We start from the raw sequence: 19,244 nt of genomic DNA on the forward strand, positions 1-19,244 counted from the left end.
TTTTTTGGTGAATGAAGAACAGGATCGGCTTTTGAGATGGATCAACGCTGAAACAGTAGCTATTGTTATTGTGAACAATGATCATTTCCCATCAGAACCCATCAGGCGTGAACAGTGTTCTATATGCGAGCTTTCAGTCATTCCCTTCTGCACGCCCTGAAGAACCTGTTTCCAATCATCGCTGTCGTGGCCTTCTTTCAGCTCGTCATTCTCCAGCAAGTGCCGGAGAACACATTGGCGATGGCCATTGGCTTACTGATCGTGGCCGTGGGGGTTGCCCTGTTCCTCCAGGGCCTTGAATTAAGCATTTTTCCGGTCGGCAAGAGTCTCTCCAATCAGTTTGCCCGACGGGGTTCAGTGCCCATTCTGCTTTCGTTCGGCTTTGCCATGGGTTTCTCGGCGGTGGTGGCAGAACCCGCGCTGATTGCCGTAGCCCAGCAGGCCGAGGAAATCAGCGAAGGCAGGATCAAAGCCCTGACGCTCAGGATACTGGTAGCCGTCTCTGTCGGGCTGGTGGTTGCCCTGGGCGTGTTCCGGACCATCTTCGGTTACCCGCTGCACTGGTTCATGATCATCGGCTATATCGTGGTTGTCATCATCACTGGGTTTGCGCCGCCGGAGATTGTCGGACTCGCCTACGATTCCGGCGGTGTGACCACCAATATCGTCACCGTTCCCCTGATTGCAGCCCTGGGCATTGGTCTTGCTGCCTCCATCCGCGGGCGTAATCCGCTAATGGACGGGTTCGGACTGGTCGCGCTTGCAGTCATGGTGCCCATGATCACCGTTCAGCTGTACGGGATTGTTGTCTATTCCGGGGAAACCGCGGATCCGTCCGTTTTGCCGGCTCTGGTTGCCAATGCAAATGTGGAGGACGCCCCGCTTGTGCTCGCGATGTTGCTGGACCTGGCTGAAATGGTCCGTGATGTGCTCCCGATCATTATCACCATCCTGTTCTTCCAGTACCTGGTCCTGCGCCGGGGGCTGACCAATCCCCGCAGGATTCTGTCCGGATTTGCACTGGTTGTCCTGGGGCTCTATGCCTTCGTTGTCGGCCTGAAACTGGGCCTGTTTCCCATTGGCACCAGCATGGCCGAGCAGTTGATGAGCATGGAGGGTTTCGCCTTCGTCTACCTCTTTGCGTTCATGATCGGTTTTGCCACCACCATGGCCGAACCTGCGCTGATCGCTATCGGGCACCAGGCAGAACAGGCGGCGGCCGGAACCATCAATGGCAACGCCATCAGGATCATCGTGGCGGTCGGGGTGGCCGTGGGCATAACCCTCGGAGTACACCGGATTATCAGTGGCGATTCGATACACCAGTACATCATCGGCGGCTATATTCTGGTCATCTTTCTGACCGCGCTGGCACCCAGGTACATCATTCCCCTGGCCTACGATCTCGGTGGCGTCACCACCTCCGAGGTCACCGTGCCCCTGGTGACCGCACTGGGCATTGGCCTGGCTAGCAACATAGAGGGCCGTAACGTACTGATCGACGGTTTTGGCCTGATTGCCTTCGCGTCGATCTTTCCGATTGTCACGGTGATGGGCTATGCCATCATTGTTGAAATGCTTGCTAAGCAGAGGAAAACAGAGCCATGAAATTTTCCGTACTGGTTGCCATTGTTCCCGAGGATCGGGAGCAGGACTGTGTGGATGCGGCAAGAGACCTGGGCGCCGGGGGCATAACGGTGCTGTCGGGCCGGGGCATCAGTAACGCCGCCCGGAAGACCTTCTTCGGGCTGACCTACGACGGCAGCCAGAGCGTTTTGCTGATGGTACTGGAGAAGGGCCTTTCACTTGATATTCTGAAAGCCATCCAGAAAATTCTCATGCCCGACCACACCGATTCACAGGGACTTGTGTTCACCCTGCCCCTGGAACACCTGGGAGGGATCGATATGTCACAGGTCGAGAAATTCGAACAACACCTGAAATGTTCACTGTATCCGGAGAACAACGATGAAACTGGTTAAAGATGTGATGGTCCGGGACATTATCACCATTACTCCGTTTGCCACCATCCGTGAGGCGCTCTCTCTGATGAAGAGGCACTCGGTGAAATCACTGGTGGTGGAGAAACAGAGCGAGCACGATGCCTGGGGTCTGATCACCTATACCAACGTGCTGAAAACGGTTATTGCCGAAGACGGCGACATCGACCTTCTGAACGTTTACGACGCCTGCGCCAAGCCTGTCATCAGCGTTGGCGAGAATCTGAACGTCCGACACGCTGCCAGCCTGATGAGCAAATACCGGGTAAAGCGCCTTCTGGTGCTGGCCGACAATGATCTCAAAGGCTTTGTGGTCATGGACGACATCATGGCGGCCCTGCTCGACAGCATCGACTGACCGGCATTCAGGTCATGCAAAGCACCACCAACCGGTCACCCGGCTGTAACTCAAGGTAGTCCTTGCGGGGCGGGTTCAGCTGCAGGTGGCGCCCGCTTTCATTGGCACGGTGCCGAAATATCCCGAGTGCCAGTTCACCTTCGGCCGCCACCGTTTTTTCCAGCACCTGAAACGTCGCACTGGCGGGCAAAGGGTAATCCGCCGGATCCCGGAACTGGATCTCGGCACCGCCAACGGTGAACAGTTCATCCAGCACGATGCGAAGCTCGCGCCGCAACGCCACCTGCGCCAGAACATGACTGAGAATCATGGGGCTGATCATCATCTCGCTCTGATGCCCATCCAGCAGGTGCCGGTTGTCGGGGTCGCTCAACTCCATGATCAGTTGAGGCCTCCGGGCAAAATCGGCCAGGATGTCCTCAAGCTGCAGGTACCCCACCATCGCCCGGGCATCGGCCTCTTCACCAGAAGCCAGCCGGTCACTGCTCAGCAGGATCACGGTATCGTAGCCCGCCGGCCCTATCCGGCGGAGCTCCCCCTCCACCATGTAGTCCGCCTCGATATGCCGACAGGTCAGGCGGCCCGAATTGTCGACATAGCGTGCAATGGCCTGTTCCCGTTCGGCTTTGGGAACCACGGAGACCAGATCCACCTCAAAATGACGGTGGCCATAGCTGAGGAACTCCGCGATCAGGCTGGGCACGCGTCGGTTCCAGCCTAAGACCAGAACCCGGTGATTCATCTGGTCCACGGGCCGCTCAACCCGCACCGCCTGCCCTCTCACCAAGGCAGGCAAGGGCGCCTTTTTGGGATTCGGCTCGGTCTCGGAGTAATCCCGGGCCATGATGACCACCCGATCAGCCGATGCAATGGGTGAGTCTGAGGACGCCAGCAACTGGACGTCCCATCCTGAACCGCTGGGTTTCAACAGCCCCAGCACGATGACTTCGGGCCGGGCGGCCGCCAGCTCGCCCAGCGTCATGCCTGCCAGCGACTCGCCTCCGCGGATATAGATCTCGTTACCCTCACCGGCTGTCAGCAGCTCGTTGAACACTTCAGACAGGCCAGGATGAAGGATGTTCTGCACCATCAGGCGACTGATGGTGGCATCGCCTGCCACGACCTCCACGGCCCCGGGGTAGGCCCGCTCTATCACCGGGAGTTTGCGGACGTCCTGGATCTCGGCCACCACAAACGGCAACGAGGACTGAAAATGCCTTGCCTGCGCGGCTATGGACAGCAGCGCCTTGACCGTCTCCACGTCCGATGTGACCAGGCTGCCAGCTTCGTGGGCCGCGCTGGGCACGATAACCGCCGCTGCATCCAGGCAAGCCACCCGGTGCAGGGCATCCGGCTGGATTGCGGATCCCGATCGCAGGATGATCTGGCGGGCCCGGCGCCCGATACCAGGCTCGGTGCGCAACTCATGAACCTGGGCTGCAGACGCCTCCTCAGACAACACCACGAGGTTGAGCTTCTGGGCATCGTGCTTTTCCAGAAAACGGCGCACCCGGCCACTGGAGCCCAACAGCTCGGAGAGCAACGGGAGGGTCTGGCTGGTCCAGCCCAGCACCACCACATGATTCTTCAGCGTAACCGGCGTAAGGCCTCTCTCAAGATCCGCCATTTTAGCGATCAACCACCGTGTCAGGATCGCCACCAGAGTGCCCATGAAAACCACATAGCCGCTGATAGTCAGCAGGGTCGAGACAAAGCGCTGCCAGGTGCCAACGTCGTCACCCAGGTAACCTGGATCGGTCAACCGAAGAAACGCCCACCAGATTGCCGAGCCCGGATCCTCGAAGTCGCCGCCCTGGGGAACCACAAGCAGGCCACCGATTAACGAGATCAGGCCAATGAAAACACCGACCACGAGAAGCTGAAATCCCGCGCCTTTGACGAGCTGGCGTTCCAGTATGAATTTGACTCGGTCGATCAGCCGGAAAGGCAGCATGGCAGTCCTCTTGAAGAGAGTATTTTCGTCGCGTCAGGGTAGACCATCCGGAACCGGATGAAATCAGGTTTTTATCCGGAAACCCGATCAGTTTCAGACGCAGGGCAACTGATCAGACGCAAAGCTTCATCCAGGGAGGAAGTATAGCGGCTAACGCCAGCGATCGGCGCAACGCCGGCACGAGCGAGGGTGCGCAAAGGCTGAAACTGAAGGTCGGCAATCACAATCTGGGAACCGTCCCGTTCACAGGTGGCAATAAGCTTGTTCAGGGCGGACAGCCCGCCGGCATCGAGAATCGTCACGCCGTCCATGTACAGAATGAATCCGCGGGCGTTCCGGGCGAGCACTGCCAGTTCCCCGAAAATCCGGTCCGCAGCGGCAAAAAACAGGGGGCCGTTTATCTTGAACACCTGCCAGCCATCGGGCAGCCGGGATTCTGCAATCCGTTTGCTCTGGGTGATATCTGTAACCCGGGTCATCTGGGCCATTTCCCGCATGAACAGGACCGCCGCCAACAGGACGCCGGTGGTGATGGCAATGACCATGTCGAGCAATACCGTCAGTGAAAAGCAGGTGAGAAAAACCAGGATGTCGCTGCGCGGCGCGGTTTTCAGAAGATGCAGGGACTTGGGGGCCTCACTCATATTCCAGGCCACCATCACCAGCAGGGCGGCCATGGCCGGCATGGGAAGATACGCCAGCAGGCCCGCCAGCGAAACCAGCGCCAGCAGAACGACCAGCGAATGCACCATTGCGGAGACCGGCGACTCGGCGCCGGCCCGGTAGTTGGCCGCCGAGCGGGCGATGGCGGCCGTGGCGGTAATGCCGCCGAAAAACGGCGTGATGATGTTGCCAAGGCCCTGCCCCATGAGCTCGCTGTTGGCGCTGTGGCGTTTGCCAGTCATGCCATCAAGCACCACGGCGCACAGGAGAGACTCGATGGCCCCAAGCATGGCAATGGCAAAAGCTGCCGGCAGCAGATCCCGGACCAGCGACCATGACAGCCCGACGGGCTCGCCCGATGCCCCTGCCTGCTGCCACGGCCAGGCGAATTCCGGCAAGAACGGCGGAATACCCGCTCCCTCGGTGCCGTCCGGCAGGAGATAACTGAACCTTGAACCAATGGTATCGATAGCAGCACCCTGGGCATTCAACCAGAGCGCAAGCAGGCTTCCGATCACCACCGCTGGCAGATGCGGGGGCACCGGGGTTTTCAGGCGTGGCCAGAGCAACATGCAGGCAAGGGTGACACCGGCCACCAGGGTACTCATACCATCAAATTCCGGCAGCGCACCGGTCAGCAGGGCCAGCTTGTCCCAATAATGCTCGGGCATATCGCCAACCTGAAGGCCCAGAAAATCCCGGATCTGCAGGGTGGCAATCACCACGGCGATCCCCCCGGTAAACCCGAGGGTTACCGATTCTGGAATGTATTCGATAAAACGACCCAGTCGCATCAGAGCCATCAGAATCAGCAAAACGCCCGACATCAAGGTGGCCAAAAGCAGACCGCCCAGCCCATAGCTCTGGGCGATGGGGTACAGAATGACAACGAAAGCAGCGGTGGGGCCGGAGATGCTGAACCGGCTGCCACCGGTCAATGCGATCACAAACCCGGCAATAATGGCGGTGTAGAGGCCGTACTGGGGTGCAACACCACTGGCGATCGCCAATGCCATGGCCAGGGGTATGGCAATAATGCCCACCGTCAAACCCGCCATCACATCGCGCAGGAAACGGCGGCCCCGGTAGGGCTCATCAATACACGCTTCCCGGAATGCGTGGGCCATCCGGAGAGAAAAAAGGTGGGCTCGATGCGGCATGGGTGACTCGTTAATTGCAACTTTTAACGACTAATTATATGCTCATTATATCTACATTCAATGTTAATACGGTTAACATCATCGAAAGCCACCCGAGGTAAAGAAAAACCCAATGGAAAACCGCACTGCCCGCCTGACGTTGCTGATCGATCCCGAGAAAAAGGCCGCCTTTGAAGAACTGTGCAAGCAGGAAGATGTGACGCCATCCCAGAAAGTGCGCCAGTTCATTCGGGAATACGTGGAAGAAAGACTGGGATCGGACTGGCGCGAAGATCGTAAAAAGAAATCCTGACGGGGTTCATTACGTAAAGACTATGATGAAACCTATCGCGCCAATCCTGCTGTTTGCCACTTTGTCTGTTATGAACGGATGCACTGCCATGCCTTCATTGAAAGCCCCCGACACGCTGAATTCGGCACCGCAAACCCAGTACGATGCCCTGCTCGTAAACCCGGCAAACAAGACCGCGCTGACTCCGGAAGAACTGGCGCAGCAACTAGCCGACGTCGATGTTGTGGTTGTCGGGGAATACCACGGGCACCATGGCTCACACCTTCTGCAATCCCGGCTTCAGAGCGCCCTGTTTCGGCTGCGGCCGGAGCAGATTCTCAGCATGGAGCAGTTCAACCTGGATCGTCAGGACGAACTGAACCGTTATCTGCGGGGAGAGACGGGCGAAACCGAAATGATCGAAGACGCCGAAGCCTGGGACAATTACCGTGCCTCCTATCGTCCATTGGTGGAGTTTGCACGCCGGCACGACCTTCCGGTGATCGCGTCCAATGCGCCGGCCGACGTGGTCCGCTGCGTTGGCCGCAAGGGCCCGGGCTATCTCGACCGTATTTCAGACACCTTGAGACAGAAATTACCCGCCAAACCCTTCATGGACACCCCGGAATACCGGGAAAAGTTCATGGCGGCCATCGGTGCAAGCCACCAGGCAGACGACACCATGAGCGAGCGGATGGACAACACCTACAAGGCCCAGTTGCTCAGGGACAACGCCATGGCAACACGTATTCTTCAGGCGCGGACAGAGCACCCGGAGCACCAGGTACTGCACGTGACTGGCACCTTTCACAGTGAAAATGGCCTGGGCACCGTGGCGCTTCTGAAACAGCGCGCGCCTGAAATCTCGGTCGCCATCGTAAGCCCGGCTTTCTGGCCTTGGGACGTCAACGAAGCGCCCCTGGAGAATAATCGCGCCAAGGGTGATTTCATCTACTTTATCCAGCCTCTGCCCGACGAATTCCGGGACGCCCAGCGGGAACGTGAGGCGATGACAGCCCGCTTTCGCCGCTCGACCGACAAAAGCTGTGACTGAAACGGCCGGCTACCGGCCTGACAGGCCCGATTCCAACTCAAGTGCCTGTTCAAACACCTTCCGGTCCTCGTCGCTGAACAGCACAAACCGGACAAGGCGAACAGAGTTGAGCTCCGCCAGCGTGTCAGACACCGCCTTCATGGCCACTGCCGCCGCATCCTGCAGTGGATAGCCGAAAACCCCGGTGGAGATGGCAGGAAAAGCGATGGACGTCAGCTTATGCCGATCTGCCAGCAACAGGGCATTTCTGAAACACTCAGCCAGCAAACGGTCGGATGGCTCGTCGACCCCGTAAACCGGCCCCAGACAGTGGATTACGTGTTGGTTTGGCAGCTCGTGAGCCGAGCTGATGACTGCCTGCCCCGGCCTGATCGGCGCCAGAGCCCGGCACTCCTCTGCCAGCCCCGGTCCGGCGGCGCTGTGTATGGCGCCTGCCACGCCACTCCCTGGCAAAAGTTCGGCGTTGGCGGCATTGACGATCACATCCATATCCTGCTGTTCAGCAATGTTTCCTCTGATGCACTCAACTTTCACAACCGTCATGTTTCCTTCCTTTTCGCTTGGGGCGTGAAACGCTAATCTTGACCATGACCTCAGGATAGCAGCCAGACACCGGACGCTTTCCGGAACATTCCGGTGACGTAATACAGGGACACCCCATGAAACTTTTTGCCTCAGTGATTCTCGGCGTCAGTGCCATCATTTCTGCCGCCCTGATTGGCAATGGCCTGACCGATCTGCGCACAGGCGACCGCTACGTGACCGTTAAAGGTGTGGCTGAACGGGAAGTGAATGCCGATCTGGCCCTGTGGCCGATCCGCTTTCTCGCCACCGGTGCGTCCCTGAGTGAAGCCCAGGAAAGGGCCAGAAGCAGCCGGGACGCGATCATGGCGTTCCTCAAACTGCAGGCCATTGACCAGAATGCGGTCGAACTCCAGCGCCTGGATGTCACCGATACCCGGGCCAACCCTTACCAGGCCAACAACGGAGAGCAGAAGTTCATCATCAGCCAGACGCTGATGGTACGCAGTACTGACATCGACCGAATCCGGCAGGCAGCCCAGGGTGTCAGTGAACTGGTGGACTCCGGAGTGGTGCTGTCTTCGGACTACGGCCCGTCCGGCCCGACGTACGTATTTAACGGGCTCAACGACATCAAGCCGGAGATGATTGCCGAGGCCACGGCATCGGCCCGGGAAGCTGCCGACCAGTTCGCCCAGGATGCAAAAGCGGAACTCGGGGGGCTGCGACGTGCCAATCAGGGCGTTTTCCAGATTCTGGCCCGGGATCAGGCGCCGGGCATCATGGAACAGCAACAGCCGGTAAAAACCGTCCGGGTAGTCTCAACCGTCGAATATTACCTTCGCTAGCCCAACCGCCTACTGCGTGGCCACCATCTCATCGGTCACCTGATATTCACCCGCCAGCCAGCGCAGAATCTCGTTGGCTGCAGGGTGGTCAAAGGCATCGTAGGTATGCTGAAGGCTCTGGCGCTTTTCATCACTGATCCGGCCCAGGCCAGCGTCTTGCAGCACCAGTAAATCCGCATGCAGCTGCGCTGCCAACTCCCTGCCCAGCACCTCGCGGGCGACATGGCGGAATGCCTGGCCGTATTGATAGGAGGGTCCCAGGCGGTAGGACTCCGCCAGCGTGATAGCCGGGATGGCCGTCAGCGTTGGCTGCAGGGCCGGATTGATACCATGGCCGGCAAGGTGCGCCGCGTTGGCCGCCGGTCGCCCGGTGAAGGCTCGCAGGTGCAGATGTTGCGACATCCGGTCGCCGTCGTTGACCGGGTAGTTGTCCCAGAGCACCGGCTTGCGGCCAAGCAGGTCTCCGACACGTTTCAGATGGCCGGGTGACACTTCCCGGGAACACACTTCCTCTCCGGTCCAGAACACGTTCACCGAGTGGTCCAGCTTGCGCCCGAGCGTCTCCAGATAATCCGCCGGACGCTCCCCGAACACGCGGTCGAGAACCGGATCATCGGAATAATAGCTGGGACAGACACTCAGCTGTTTGATTGAAGTACGGTCACGGACCCAGTGCACAATGTCCGTCTGGGTACCGGCAAGGTCCGGAGTGTCTGACCGCATGTCATCGAACAGAATCGCCAGCTCATCTATCCCGATGCGCTCCAGCAGGGCGAGTTTTTCTGCCAGCGACGCCCTGGCTTCGTCGTCAAACCGGTTGAACACCTCGAACGGACTCAGGCCGACACCAAAACGAACGCCTTCGTTACGGCAAAAGCGCGAGAAATCGGCCAGCTCCGCGGCCATCGCCGGCGGGTGCGGCTGCTGCCACTTCCGACGCAGAAAAACATCCGCCTTCGGGGCATAGAGATAAAATCCGTAACCATGGGGCGCCAGGGTGCGAACCAGTTGCCGCCGCTCCTGCCAGGTCCACATGGGGCCGTAAAATCCTTCAATGATGCCGAGTGTCGTTGCCATGGCCGATTTCCGCTCCGCTGGTTCCCGGGCCCGGTTCAGGTACCCTGTAATCTCCAAGTTTGACTAGACTTACCGGTAAAGCCAACTACAACCGAACTGCCCGACAAGGAGCAACTCAATGGAAATAAAAACGTTCGAGGATCTCATCGAATGGACGAGGCAACTGCACGCGCATCTTGCAAGGTGCCTGAAAGAGTCCGCCAAGCTCAACAACGACGAGCGAGCCAGCGCCCTCCTCGACTACCTGTCCAGCCACGAAACCATTCTCGAGAAAGCCGTACGGGAATTCGAGAAACAGGCTGATCCGAAGGCTCTCAATACCCGCATGTACGACTACCTGAACCACAAACCAATTAGGGCCAGTGCTGACTCCTACACGCACTACGCGTCAATGAGCTTTCAGGATATTGCCAGGGAAATCTTCCAGTTCCACGACCAGGTGATGGATCTCTACGATTCCCTGATTGGCAAGGCAGAGATTCCCGAGGCCAAGGCCTTGCTTGAGGATCTGCTTTCCCTCGAAGAGCACGAGGCCATGCGACTGTCGAGCCAGATCAGCCGCATGGACGACATCTGATCCGCCGTACGACCAAGGTCGTACACCAAGCGGTTTTTGATTTCGTTTGTTAACGATAATTGCTAACGTGAACTAGCATTAAGAGTGATTTTCCCCAAAAGGGGAGACGCTCGACCCACAAAAAAGATAAGAGGATAGAAGAGCAATGAAGATCCGTTCTGTTCTTTCCGCGGCTGTGCTGGCTGTGGCAACAACCTTTGCCTCCTCGCAGGCGCTCGCCCAAGATACCTTCACACTCCGCCTTGCAGAAACCTGGGGGCCAAACTTCCCGATTTTCGGTGACACCACCAAGCGTTTTGCCGAAACCGTCGAGAAAATGTCTGACGGACGCCTGAAAGTCCGCATCGATTCCGCCAACAAGCACAAAGCCCCGCTGGGCGTGTTTGATATGGTCAAGGCTGGTCAGTACGACATGGGCCATTCCGCATCCTACTACTGGAAAGGCAAGGTTCCAGAGACCCTGTTCTTCACCAGTATGCCGTTTGGCATGAACGCCATGGAACAGTACGCCTGGTTCTACCACGGCGGTGGCATGGAGCTGATGCAGGAAGTCTACGAGCCGCACAACATGCTGTCGTTCCCGGGCGGTAACACCGGCGTTCAGATGGGCGGCTGGTTTCGCAAGGAAATTAACTCGCTGGAAGACCTTCAGGGTCTGAAAATGCGCATCCCTGGCTTCGCTGGTGAAGTGTTCGCAGAAGTTGGCGTTAACCCGACCAACATCGCCCCGGGCGAGCTTTACACTGCTCTGGAACGCAACACCATCGATGCTGTTGAGTGGGTAGGTCCTGCCCTGGACTTGCGTCTCGGCTTCCAGCAGATCGCCGACTACTACTATACCGGCTGGCACGAGCCTGCGACCGAACTCCAGTTCCTTGTGAACAAGCGGGTTTGGGACAAGCTGCCAGCGGACCTGCAGGAGATCATGCGTGTTGCCATGCGCACTGCGTCCTACGACATGCTGGTTCACTCCCAGCACGCCAACGCAGAAGCTTGGGCTAATATTCGCGAAGAGTACCCGAATGTCCAGATCAAGCGTTTCCCAGACGAAATCTTTGACGCCATGTACGAAGCCAACAACAAGCTGCTGAAAGAAGCAGCTGCTGAAAGCGATATGGCTGCCAAGATTATCGACTCCCAGCAGAACTATCTTGAGCAGAGCCGCGCTTACACCAACATTTCTGAGCGCGCCTACCTCAACACTATGGCTGAAGTCGAGTAAGATATAGGCTTTAACGGAGCCGGGATCGCTCTCTGAGTGATCCCGGTTTTGTCGTTTATAGCAACGGATAAAAGCGCCAGTCCGTCTGGCGGGGGATCATCAATGCGGTGGATTATCAAACTGGACGACGGGCTTGCCCGGCTGTCCATCTTCTGTGGCTGGGTTGCCTGTGTCGCGATGATACTGATGGCAGCCAACGTCTTTTACGACGTAGTGGCCCGATACGCTTTTAACAACGTTTCAATCGGCATGCAGGAAATGGAGTGGCACCTCTATTCTGTGGTGTTCCTGCTGGGTATTCCCTACGCATTGCGCACGGATGGTCATGTTCGGGTCGACGTTTTCTATACCAAATGGAGCAACAAGGCCAAGGCCTGGGTCAACCTTGTTGGCGCCTTCATTTTCGTCATTCCCTTCGCTTACCTGATCGGCATTTACGGCTACGATTTCGCCCTCGACTCTTACAGCATGGGTGAAGGTAGCGGTGATCCGGGCGGGCTGCCGCACCGCTGGATTATCAAATCCGTCATCCCTGTCAGTGCCGTCTTCATCGGTATTGCCGGCCTCAATATGGCGACTTACGCCGTACGAGTGATGGCGGGGGACAAGGAGTATGAAGGTGAACACAGCGGAGGAGGCCTCGCATGATCGGTATGATTATGTTCGGTGTGGCCCTGCTGATGCTGATGCTGGGCTTCCCGGTTGCATTCACCTTCGGTGGCGTTGCGCTGTTTTTCGGAATTTTCGCCGAGGGCATGGATCTCTTTGCCTTCATGCCCTATCGCATCATGAGCGTGATGCAGAACACCGTTCTGATGGCAGTACCGCTGTTTATCTTCATGGGCGTGGTGCTCCAACGCACCAGGCTGGCGGAACAACTTCTGACCTCCATGGGCCGTCTGTTCGGTGGCCTGCCCGGTGGCCTGGCTATCTCGACGATTCTGGTCGGTGCACTGCTGGCCGCCTCTACCGGTGTTGTAGGCGCCAGCGTGGTTGCCATGGGTCTGATCTCGCTGCCGGTCATGCTGGCGCATAAATACGACAAGAGACTGGCCACCGGTACCATCTGTGCGTCCGGCACCCTCGGTCAGATCGTGCCGCCATCCATCATCCTTATTATTCTGGGCGATGTCCTTGGCCTTCCGGTTGGGGATCTGTTCAAGGCCGCGGTCTGGCCCGGCGTTGTGTTGGTGGGGCTTTACATCATCTACATCCTGGTGCTGACCAGACTGAAACCTGAAACCGCGCCGGCCATGCCGGATGAGCCAGGCGTGTCCCGTAAAAAGGAAGTCTTCAATGCGCTGTTGGCGATCATCCCGCCGCTGGCACTGATTGTGGTGGTTCTGGGCTCGATCTTCACCGGCATTGCCACGCCAACCGAGTCATCCGCTCTTGGCGGGGTTGGCGCCGTGGTTCTGGCCATCATCTACCGCCAGTTTTCCTTCAAGATGGTATGGGATGCATCCAAGGATACTGTGAAGGTGACCGCCATGGTCTTCGCGATCCTGATCGGTGCAACAGCCTTCTCCATGGTGTTCAGCTACACCGGCGGCGACTATCTGCTGGAAGAGTGGCTGCTCCAGCTGCCCGGCGAAAAGTGGGGCTTCATCATTCTGGCCATGGTGGTCATTCTGGTACTGGGTTTCTTCATCGACTTCGTTGAAATCTCTTTCATCATCGTGCCGATCCTTGCCCCGGTGGCGGAAGCTATGGGCATCAACATGCTCTGGTTCGCCATCCTGATTGCCATGAACCTGCAAACGAGCTTCCTGACGCCACCGTTCGGGTTCTCGTTGTTCTACCTCAAAGGCGTCGCACCGCCGGGAGTGCGAACGACCGATATTTATAAAGGCGTACTGCCCTTCATCCTGATACAGATGTTCGTGTTGGCGCTGATTGTGATTTTCCCTGAGTGGTTTGGTATGAGCTCCTCATACTGACCCGAATAATGCCGGGCCCCTGGGCCCGGCATTTTTTTATCCGCCTATTTTCGCTCTTCGCTATCCTTCCAATAGTTTTCCTCTATTTTCAGCCAACCTGACAAAATCTCACTGTTTTCTATACTGAACGGACAACCGGCGATTCTCAGACTGGTATTCGGGAACCCTGGCGCGCGCGCATCGACAAAAACATTGATGTTGAGGTTATCAAGGGAGAGCGGAGTCCATGAACCAGAGCACTGCCCAGAAAACCCGTGACAACGGGCAAGAATCCAAAAGCCATGTTCTGACCCTGCCACTGGAAAATACCCACGTGGACCGGTCACCGCACACTTACGAGCGCTGGCTGATCGCCAAGCTCATGCGGATGGCGGGATCACCGCCGCTGCGCTTCCGGCTCTGGAACGGCGATGTGATCGAACCGGAGGGTCAACACGCGCAGTTCACCCTGCATCTGACCGACCCCAAAGCCCTTTACGCGCTGGTAACCAATCCCAACCTGGCGTTCGGAGACCTCTACAGCGCCGGTCGCCTGGAGGTGGAAGGTGACCTGCCGGACCTGATGGAAACCCTCTACCGGTCCGTTCACCAGGCGCGTCAGAAGTGGCCGAAATGGCTGGAGGCCCTGTGGCGCAACCACAACCCCCGATCCACCGGCATCCCGGAAGCCAAGGAAAACATTCACCATCACTATGATCTGGGCAACGAGTTCTATCAGCTCTGGCTGGACAGCGCCGAAATGCAGTACACCTGCGCCTACTACGAGACGCCGGATCTGAGCCTTGAACAGGCCCAGCTAGCCAAACTCGAGCACGTTTGCCGCAAACTCCGGTTAAAGCCCGGCATGACGGTGGTCGAGGCCGGCTGCGGCTGGGGTGGCCTGGCCCGCTACATGGCCCGCAATTACGGCGTGAAGGTCCACTCCTACAACATCTCCAGGGAACAACTCGCATTTGCCCGAGAAGAAGCTCGCAAGCAGGAACTCGATCATCTGGTGGAGTATATCGAGGACGATTACCGGAACATCAGGGGGCAATACGACGCCTTCGTATCCATCGGCATGCTCGAACATGTGGGCAAGGAGAATTACGAGGCCCTGTCCGAGTTGATCAAACGCAGCCTCAAGCCTGACGGCATTGCCCTGCTGCATAGCATTGGCCGCAACCGCCCGATGCTGATGAACGCATGGATCGAGAAACGCATCTTCCCGGGTGCCTATCCGCCGAGCATCGGCGAATTCATGCAAATCTGTGAGCACGGCGATTTTTCAGTCCTGGACGTCGAGAACCTGCGCCTGCATTACGCCCAGACCCTGAGTCACTGGATGGAGCGCTTCAACCAGAACGAGGACAAGGTCACTGCCATGTACGACGGCCACTTCACCCGGGCCTGGCGCATGTATCTGGCCGGTTCCATCGCCGCCTTCCGGGCAGGTTCTCTGCAGCTGTTCCAGGTGGTCTTCAGCCATGGCGACAATAACCAACTTCCCCGGAACAGACGGGATCTTTACGACTTTCCTGCGGCACCCGAGGAGGCCTGATGGACTACTACGACCTGATCATCGTTGGGGCCGGCCCTGCCGGATCCACCCTGGCCAGCGCCCTCGAAAACAGCGGCAAAAAAGTGCTGATCATTGATAAACAGAATTTCCCCAGGGACAAAACCTGCGCAGGCTGGGTTACGCCTGCCGTGATGGAGACCCTGAGCATTGACCCGGAGGAATACTCCCGCGGGCGAACCCTGCAACCCATCCGGCGGTTTCGCATCGGGATGATGGGCCAGCCGGCCGTGGAGAACGATCACGGCGACGTAGTCAGCTATGGTATTCGCCGGTGTGAATTTGACGACTACCTGCTCAGCCGCGTCAACGCTCCGAAACAGCTGGCCACGCCGGTCAAATCCATCGTTCGTAAAGACGGCAACTGGGTCGTCAATGACACCTGGGAAGCGCCTCTTATTGTCGGTGCCGGCGGTCACTTCTGCCCGGTTGCGCGATTGTTGGGGGATGGCCCCGGTGGCCATGAAACCGTTGTGGCGGCCAAAGAGGTTGAATTTGAAATGACACCGGACCAGGCTTCAGCCTGCCTGGCCCGGGGCGATACGCCCGAACTCTGGTTCTGTCGGGACCTGAAGGGCTATGCCTGGGTGTTCCGTAAGGGCAATTTCCTGAATATTGGCCTGGGCCGGGAAGACAACCACAAGCTGACAGGGCATCTGGAAGCGTTTGTCGAGGAAATGAAATCCACCGGCCGGATTCCACAAGACCTGCCCGGACGCTTCAAGGGCCACGCCTATCTGCTCTACGCCCATGCCGACAGACCCCTGGTGGACGACGGTGTGATGCTGATTGGCGACGCCGCTGGCCTTGCCTACACCCAGAGTGGCGAGGGTATACGGCCGGCGATCGAATCCGCCCTTCTGGCAGCCGATGTGATCGGCGAGGCCACCGACTACTCAGCCTCCTCCCTGCAGATTTACGGTGATGCCATTGCCGAACGCTTCGGCACTCGCGCCTCCGAGCCAGACCAGGGCTGGCAGGTTCCTGACTGGGTCAAGATGCCTCTGGCCAGCAGCCTGATGCGCTCCCACTGGTTTACCCGCAAGGTGGTTACAGAGAAGTGGTTCCTGCACCAGGAGGTGCCACCGTTGAAAGTTGCTGTCTGAGGCGAAAAGCAAAACCCGGGAGCACCTATCATGATGCTTCCGGGTTTATTTCAGGGTCAGAACTCAGTTTGCAGTCAGTTCAATTACGTCGATGCTGTACAGCGTCGTGGTGCCGCTCACTTCGTTGCCAACCGCCAGCATTGGCTTACCGCTGGGGCTGTCATTCGCAGAAATGAACGCCAGGCCTTCCGGTCCAAGATCACCGGCCATACCCGCCTCCAGATCCGCCTGGGATACCGAAAAATCTCGATTATTCAGATATTGGACAAACTCCGGATTCTGGGGATTAGTAACGTTGTAGACCATGATGCCGCCAACTCGCTCCAATCCAATAAACGCGAAAGTCTGGCCATTGATTATGCCTACGGCCACCGCCTCCGGCTCAGGGCCCTTGTCGTCCGATCGATTGTCGAAGGAATTTTCGTCATTGTTGCCGTTGAAGTTGTCGGGGATCAGGCTAGCGGTGACTCGTTCGAATTCGCTGCCGCTGTCGAAAACACGCTGGCCTTCAGCGCTCCAGATACTGAATGAGCGTGCCCCATAGCTGTACAGGGTGTCGTATTCGCAGCTGTTTTCCACGTAGAACTTGACGTCGTCCACGTCCACATTGGTGTCACCGTTCAGGTCGCCGAGTTCAGCGGGCAGCTGTGATGGGTCGCAGCCGTTGCTGATGCCCATGGTGGAAGTGGTGTTGAGACGACCCAGGTTTTCGTCTTCCAACAGATTGGTTATGGCCGCCAGCTCACCGGCTGGGTTCAAGGTCAGGTCGCCCATGCGGAATTCTTCGGTCCAGCCATCGTAATCCCGCGAATCGCCCTCGTTGGCGGTGATGTAGTAGGTTTTACCGTTGTAGCCGTAGCTTGCGATGGCGTCGGGCATGTACATGCCTTTCACTGGCCAGTTGCGAATGTTGATACCGCTGTCACGGTTGCTGGCGTCCAGTTCGTTGCCGATGATGCCGTGGTCCTTGAAGCCAAGCGGCACGATGGCCGTGATTTCACCGGCAGCGATGTCCAGTTCGGCCACGGCGTTATTTTCCTGCAGGGCTACCCAGGCTTTGGTGTTGTCGATAGATACGGCTATGTATTCCGGCTCCATGTCCTGGGCCAGTGTGGCGCCTGGGCCGAAGACCCGCAGGCCCGCGGTTACCAGGTCCGCCTGGTCAGCATTGAAACCGGTGAAATCGGCGGTGGTCACGGTGGCAGACGCTACGCCGTTGGACAGATCAATAATGCTGACTGAGCCTTCAGGATCGACGCTATAGTCGTCACTCGGCTCGCCTTCGTTGGCAACCAGCACTTTCATGCCATCCCGCGTGAAGGTCACCATGTCGGGCAGCGCGCCAACCACAACTTCACCAACTTTGTTGAGGTCCGTGCTGTTGTAGAACACAACCTTGCCATTTGCCTGCTTGTTCTCGGCTTCAATGGCTACGGCGACAAGATCACCATAAACCGCGACGCTATTTGCAGCAGCACCCTCAGCTGTGGCGTCAATCGTGCTCAGTTTCACAGGCATCGCTGGATCATTGATATCGAGCACATCGATCGTACTGGCGAGGGCATTCACTACGAATAGTCGCTGATTCGAGGGGTCGTGGGCGACAATCTCGGCAGCACTCTCGTCAAAAACCTCTCCTTCCGCCTGATAGGAGCCCACCACATTCAGCTCAATGAGCGTCTGACTGGTGCCAGGTGCACCGTCTGTGCCGTCGTCGCCGTCACAGCCGGCAAGGCCGAGAACTGTTGCCAGTATGGCGGTACCAAGGAGGGATTTACGCAGTTCCATATTCGCCTCGTCTTTTAAAGTGTGTTGGTTCACGACACACGTTATTGAGGCAAGGTGACATAACTGCGTCAGACAGAAGACAATCTGATGACAAACGCATTGCAGCGACAAAAAAATGGCGACCCCGCAGGGTCGCCATTCATTCAGCGCACTCGGCTCAGTGACCGAGGTAGCTGCGATACATCCACACCGTCTTCTCTTGCTGGGAGATATAGTCGCTCATCAGGGCAACGGTACCCTCGTCGTCCGCTTCACCGGCCAGACTGAGCAGTGTCCGCTGTTTGCCGATCAGCTTGGCAAAACTTTCGACAATGTTGTCCATCGCTTCCTTGCCGTCGGAAACATCTTTTCGCTCCGGCACTTCCGAACGCTCTATGTAGGTACTGTAGGCATGAGCCGGGCGATGGCCGAGCGTCAGAACCCGCTCTGCGATCTCGTCGATCTTGAGTAGCAGATCGTCGTAGAGCTCCTCGAACTTTACATGCAGCTCAAAGAAGTTGTCGCCTTTGATGTTCCAGTGGTAGCCGCGAACATTCATATAAAAGATCTGATAGTTGGACAGCAGATCATTCAGGGAATCAGCAAGCTTTGCCGTTTTCTCGGTATCAAGACCAATGAAATTCTTACCCATAACGCTTCTCCTTCGCGGTTATATAACAGGTTTATATCTGAATATACGCCTGATCGGCGGTCGTCAGGAAGTTTAGTTTGCTAATCTCGATAATAGGAGCGATGCATGACCCTATAGAAGAAGAAATTCAGATAGCTCTAACCTATCAATCATCTCAATACATTTCATTTAACAATCATTCTCACCCGGCGTCTAATGATCACATTAAAGAACGACACCGGAGACAACCATGAGCGCGTTAAAACTATTCGTACACAACCATGGCACGAATGGCGACCAGTCGCTGATAAAGACGGTAACGTTCGCCCTCACCCATTTTACCGTCGCTTTTACCGTGGCTTACCTGCTCACTGGTGACCTGCTCATCGGAAGCCTCATAGCCATGGTGGAACCGGCCATCAACACGGTTGCCTATTTCTTCCACGAAAAGATCTGGGCGCGGCGCCAGCGAAATACAAGGGTTCCAGAGGGAACGCTGAGCGAGGCGAGGCCTCATATCTGTTGATTCCTTTTAA

The 19,244-nt window shown here is 57.4% G+C and carries 19 protein-coding genes; 13 read left to right on the forward strand and 6 right to left on the reverse strand.

What is annotated here, in order from left to right; translation table 11 throughout:
• Positions 1–123: 123 nt before the first annotated feature.
• From ACGK9W_RS14230 to ACGK9W_RS14240, 3 genes are read left to right on the forward strand one after another with little or no spacing between them, the layout of a single operon-like run.
• On the forward strand, positions 124–1,608 hold the full coding sequence (locus ACGK9W_RS14230; RefSeq protein WP_405421079.1) for a DUF1538 domain-containing protein: 1,485 nt from the start codon (positions 124–126) through the stop codon (positions 1,606–1,608).
• Positions 1,605–1,982 (forward strand): hypothetical protein, encoded by a 378-nt coding sequence (locus ACGK9W_RS14235; protein WP_008170920.1) that lies wholly within the window; start codon positions 1,605–1,607, stop codon positions 1,980–1,982. Before ACGK9W_RS14230 ends, ACGK9W_RS14235 begins: the two co-directional genes overlap by 4 nt.
• Positions 1,969–2,358: a CBS domain-containing protein gene (locus ACGK9W_RS14240; protein ID WP_008170919.1), complete on the forward strand. Its 390-nt coding sequence runs from the start codon at positions 1,969–1,971 to the stop codon at positions 2,356–2,358. The genes ACGK9W_RS14235 and ACGK9W_RS14240 overlap by 14 nt, the downstream gene beginning before the upstream one ends.
• Positions 2,359–2,365: 7 nt before the next feature.
• On the opposite strand, the gene ACGK9W_RS14245 is transcribed toward ACGK9W_RS14240, so the two are convergent.
• On the reverse strand, positions 2,366–4,312 hold the full coding sequence (locus ACGK9W_RS14245; protein ID WP_405417235.1) for a CASTOR/POLLUX-related putative ion channel: 1,947 nt from the start codon (positions 4,310–4,312) through the stop codon (positions 2,366–2,368).
• Positions 4,313–4,383: 71 nt separating this feature from the next.
• Positions 4,384–6,135, reverse strand: coding sequence for a C4-dicarboxylic acid transporter DauA (gene dauA, locus ACGK9W_RS14250; RefSeq protein WP_405417237.1), 1,752 nt, complete (start codon positions 6,133–6,135; stop codon positions 4,384–4,386).
• A 112-nt stretch (positions 6,136–6,247) separates the two neighbouring features.
• Here dauA and ACGK9W_RS14255 point away from each other — a divergent pair, with 112 nt between their 5' ends.
• Positions 6,248–6,427 (forward strand): hypothetical protein, encoded by a 180-nt coding sequence (locus tag ACGK9W_RS14255; protein ID WP_008173301.1) that lies wholly within the window; start codon positions 6,248–6,250, stop codon positions 6,425–6,427.
• An 88-nt stretch (positions 6,428–6,515) separates the two neighbouring features.
• Positions 6,516–7,460: a ChaN family lipoprotein gene (locus tag ACGK9W_RS14260; RefSeq protein WP_405417239.1), complete on the forward strand. Its 945-nt coding sequence runs from the start codon at positions 6,516–6,518 to the stop codon at positions 7,458–7,460.
• Positions 7,461–7,469: 9 nt separating this feature from the next.
• Here the strand turns inward: ACGK9W_RS14260 and ACGK9W_RS14265 are convergent, their stop codons facing one another.
• Positions 7,470–8,003 (reverse strand): macro domain-containing protein, encoded by a 534-nt coding sequence (locus ACGK9W_RS14265; RefSeq protein ID WP_008173304.1) that lies wholly within the window; start codon positions 8,001–8,003, stop codon positions 7,470–7,472.
• Positions 8,004–8,119: 116 nt separating this feature from the next.
• Between ACGK9W_RS14265 and ACGK9W_RS14270 the strand changes: the two genes are divergently transcribed.
• The gene (locus tag ACGK9W_RS14270; RefSeq protein WP_053113143.1) at positions 8,120–8,830 is read left to right on the forward strand and encodes an SIMPL domain-containing protein; all 711 of its coding nucleotides are present in this window, start codon (positions 8,120–8,122) and stop codon (positions 8,828–8,830) included.
• Positions 8,831–8,839: 9 nt separating this feature from the next.
• On the opposite strand, the gene ACGK9W_RS14275 is transcribed toward ACGK9W_RS14270, so the two are convergent.
• Entirely contained in the window at positions 8,840–9,907 is a 1,068-nt protein-coding gene (locus tag ACGK9W_RS14275; RefSeq protein WP_008173310.1) for a beta-N-acetylglucosaminidase domain-containing protein, read from the reverse strand.
• Between the two features lie 118 nt (positions 9,908–10,025).
• On the opposite strand from ACGK9W_RS14275, the gene ACGK9W_RS14280 reads away from it, so the two are divergent.
• From ACGK9W_RS14280 to ACGK9W_RS14305, 6 genes are all read left to right on the forward strand, one after another.
• Positions 10,026–10,484, forward strand: coding sequence for a hypothetical protein (locus ACGK9W_RS14280; RefSeq protein WP_008173312.1), 459 nt, complete (start codon positions 10,026–10,028; stop codon positions 10,482–10,484).
• A gap of 145 nt (positions 10,485–10,629) precedes the next feature.
• Positions 10,630–11,706, forward strand: coding sequence for a TRAP transporter substrate-binding protein (locus ACGK9W_RS14285; protein ID WP_008173314.1), 1,077 nt, complete (start codon positions 10,630–10,632; stop codon positions 11,704–11,706).
• 102 nt (positions 11,707–11,808) lie between these two features.
• Positions 11,809–12,354 (forward strand): TRAP transporter small permease subunit, encoded by a 546-nt coding sequence (locus ACGK9W_RS14290; RefSeq protein WP_008173316.1) that lies wholly within the window; start codon positions 11,809–11,811, stop codon positions 12,352–12,354.
• Positions 12,351–13,646: a TRAP transporter large permease subunit gene (locus tag ACGK9W_RS14295; protein ID WP_053113144.1), complete on the forward strand. Its 1,296-nt coding sequence runs from the start codon at positions 12,351–12,353 to the stop codon at positions 13,644–13,646. The genes ACGK9W_RS14290 and ACGK9W_RS14295 overlap by 4 nt, the downstream gene beginning before the upstream one ends.
• A gap of 226 nt (positions 13,647–13,872) precedes the next feature.
• Entirely contained in the window at positions 13,873–15,186 is a 1,314-nt protein-coding gene (locus ACGK9W_RS14300; protein ID WP_053113145.1) for a cyclopropane-fatty-acyl-phospholipid synthase family protein, read from the forward strand.
• Positions 15,186–16,310, forward strand: coding sequence for an NAD(P)/FAD-dependent oxidoreductase (locus ACGK9W_RS14305; protein WP_053113146.1), 1,125 nt, complete (start codon positions 15,186–15,188; stop codon positions 16,308–16,310). The genes ACGK9W_RS14300 and ACGK9W_RS14305 overlap by 1 nt, the downstream gene beginning before the upstream one ends.
• A 63-nt stretch (positions 16,311–16,373) precedes the next feature.
• On the opposite strand, the gene ACGK9W_RS14310 is transcribed toward ACGK9W_RS14305, so the two are convergent.
• A complete protein-coding gene (locus ACGK9W_RS14310) occupies positions 16,374–18,098 on the reverse strand; it encodes a choice-of-anchor I family protein (protein WP_008173325.1) in 1,725 nt (574 codons plus the stop codon).
• 157 nt (positions 18,099–18,255) lie between these two features.
• Positions 18,256–18,729: a Dps family protein gene (locus ACGK9W_RS14315; protein ID WP_014578457.1), complete on the reverse strand. Its 474-nt coding sequence runs from the start codon at positions 18,727–18,729 to the stop codon at positions 18,256–18,258.
• A gap of 229 nt (positions 18,730–18,958) precedes the next feature.
• Here ACGK9W_RS14315 and ACGK9W_RS14320 point away from each other — a divergent pair, with 229 nt between their 5' ends.
• Positions 18,959–19,234: a DUF2061 domain-containing protein gene (locus ACGK9W_RS14320; RefSeq protein WP_202945859.1), complete on the forward strand. Its 276-nt coding sequence runs from the start codon at positions 18,959–18,961 to the stop codon at positions 19,232–19,234.
• Positions 19,235–19,244: the final 10 nt, after the last annotated feature.

Origin of the sequence: Marinobacter flavimaris, from assembly GCF_045057155.1 — a bacterium.
GTDB classification, from domain to species: Bacteria; Pseudomonadota; Gammaproteobacteria; order Pseudomonadales; family Oleiphilaceae; genus Marinobacter; species Marinobacter manganoxydans.

What these genes read in the sequence shown, in the direction of transcription:
- ACGK9W_RS14230 (WP_405421079.1), top strand. Translation starts at nt 124, where the DNA reads ATGCGAGCTTTCAGTCATTCCCTTCTGCACGCCCTGAAGAACCTGTTT.
- ACGK9W_RS14315 (WP_014578457.1), bottom strand. Translation starts at nt 18,729, where the DNA reads ATGGGTAAGAATTTCATTGGTCTTGATACCGAGAAAACGGCAAAGCTT.
- ACGK9W_RS14310 (WP_008173325.1), bottom strand. Translation starts at nt 18,098, where the DNA reads ATGGAACTGCGTAAATCCCTCCTTGGTACCGCCATACTGGCAACAGTT.
- ACGK9W_RS14235 (WP_008170920.1), top strand. Translation starts at nt 1,605, where the DNA reads ATGAAATTTTCCGTACTGGTTGCCATTGTTCCCGAGGATCGGGAGCAG.
- ACGK9W_RS14240 (WP_008170919.1), top strand. Translation starts at nt 1,969, where the DNA reads ATGAAACTGGTTAAAGATGTGATGGTCCGGGACATTATCACCATTACT.
- ACGK9W_RS14300 (WP_053113145.1), top strand. Translation starts at nt 13,873, where the DNA reads ATGAACCAGAGCACTGCCCAGAAAACCCGTGACAACGGGCAAGAATCC.
- ACGK9W_RS14265 (WP_008173304.1), bottom strand. Translation starts at nt 8,003, where the DNA reads ATGACGGTTGTGAAAGTTGAGTGCATCAGAGGAAACATTGCTGAACAG.
- ACGK9W_RS14245 (WP_405417235.1), bottom strand. Translation starts at nt 4,312, where the DNA reads ATGCTGCCTTTCCGGCTGATCGACCGAGTCAAATTCATACTGGAACGC.
- ACGK9W_RS14320 (WP_202945859.1), top strand. Translation starts at nt 18,959, where the DNA reads ATGAGCGCGTTAAAACTATTCGTACACAACCATGGCACGAATGGCGAC.
- ACGK9W_RS14255 (WP_008173301.1), top strand. Translation starts at nt 6,248, where the DNA reads ATGGAAAACCGCACTGCCCGCCTGACGTTGCTGATCGATCCCGAGAAA.
- ACGK9W_RS14290 (WP_008173316.1), top strand. Translation starts at nt 11,809, where the DNA reads ATGCGGTGGATTATCAAACTGGACGACGGGCTTGCCCGGCTGTCCATC.
- ACGK9W_RS14285 (WP_008173314.1), top strand. Translation starts at nt 10,630, where the DNA reads ATGAAGATCCGTTCTGTTCTTTCCGCGGCTGTGCTGGCTGTGGCAACA.
- dauA (WP_405417237.1), bottom strand. Translation starts at nt 6,135, where the DNA reads ATGCCGCATCGAGCCCACCTTTTTTCTCTCCGGATGGCCCACGCATTC.
- ACGK9W_RS14270 (WP_053113143.1), top strand. Translation starts at nt 8,120, where the DNA reads ATGAAACTTTTTGCCTCAGTGATTCTCGGCGTCAGTGCCATCATTTCT.
- ACGK9W_RS14305 (WP_053113146.1), top strand. Translation starts at nt 15,186, where the DNA reads ATGGACTACTACGACCTGATCATCGTTGGGGCCGGCCCTGCCGGATCC.
- ACGK9W_RS14275 (WP_008173310.1), bottom strand. Translation starts at nt 9,907, where the DNA reads ATGGCAACGACACTCGGCATCATTGAAGGATTTTACGGCCCCATGTGG.
- ACGK9W_RS14295 (WP_053113144.1), top strand. Translation starts at nt 12,351, where the DNA reads ATGATCGGTATGATTATGTTCGGTGTGGCCCTGCTGATGCTGATGCTG.
- ACGK9W_RS14280 (WP_008173312.1), top strand. Translation starts at nt 10,026, where the DNA reads ATGGAAATAAAAACGTTCGAGGATCTCATCGAATGGACGAGGCAACTG.
- ACGK9W_RS14260 (WP_405417239.1), top strand. Translation starts at nt 6,516, where the DNA reads ATGCCTTCATTGAAAGCCCCCGACACGCTGAATTCGGCACCGCAAACC.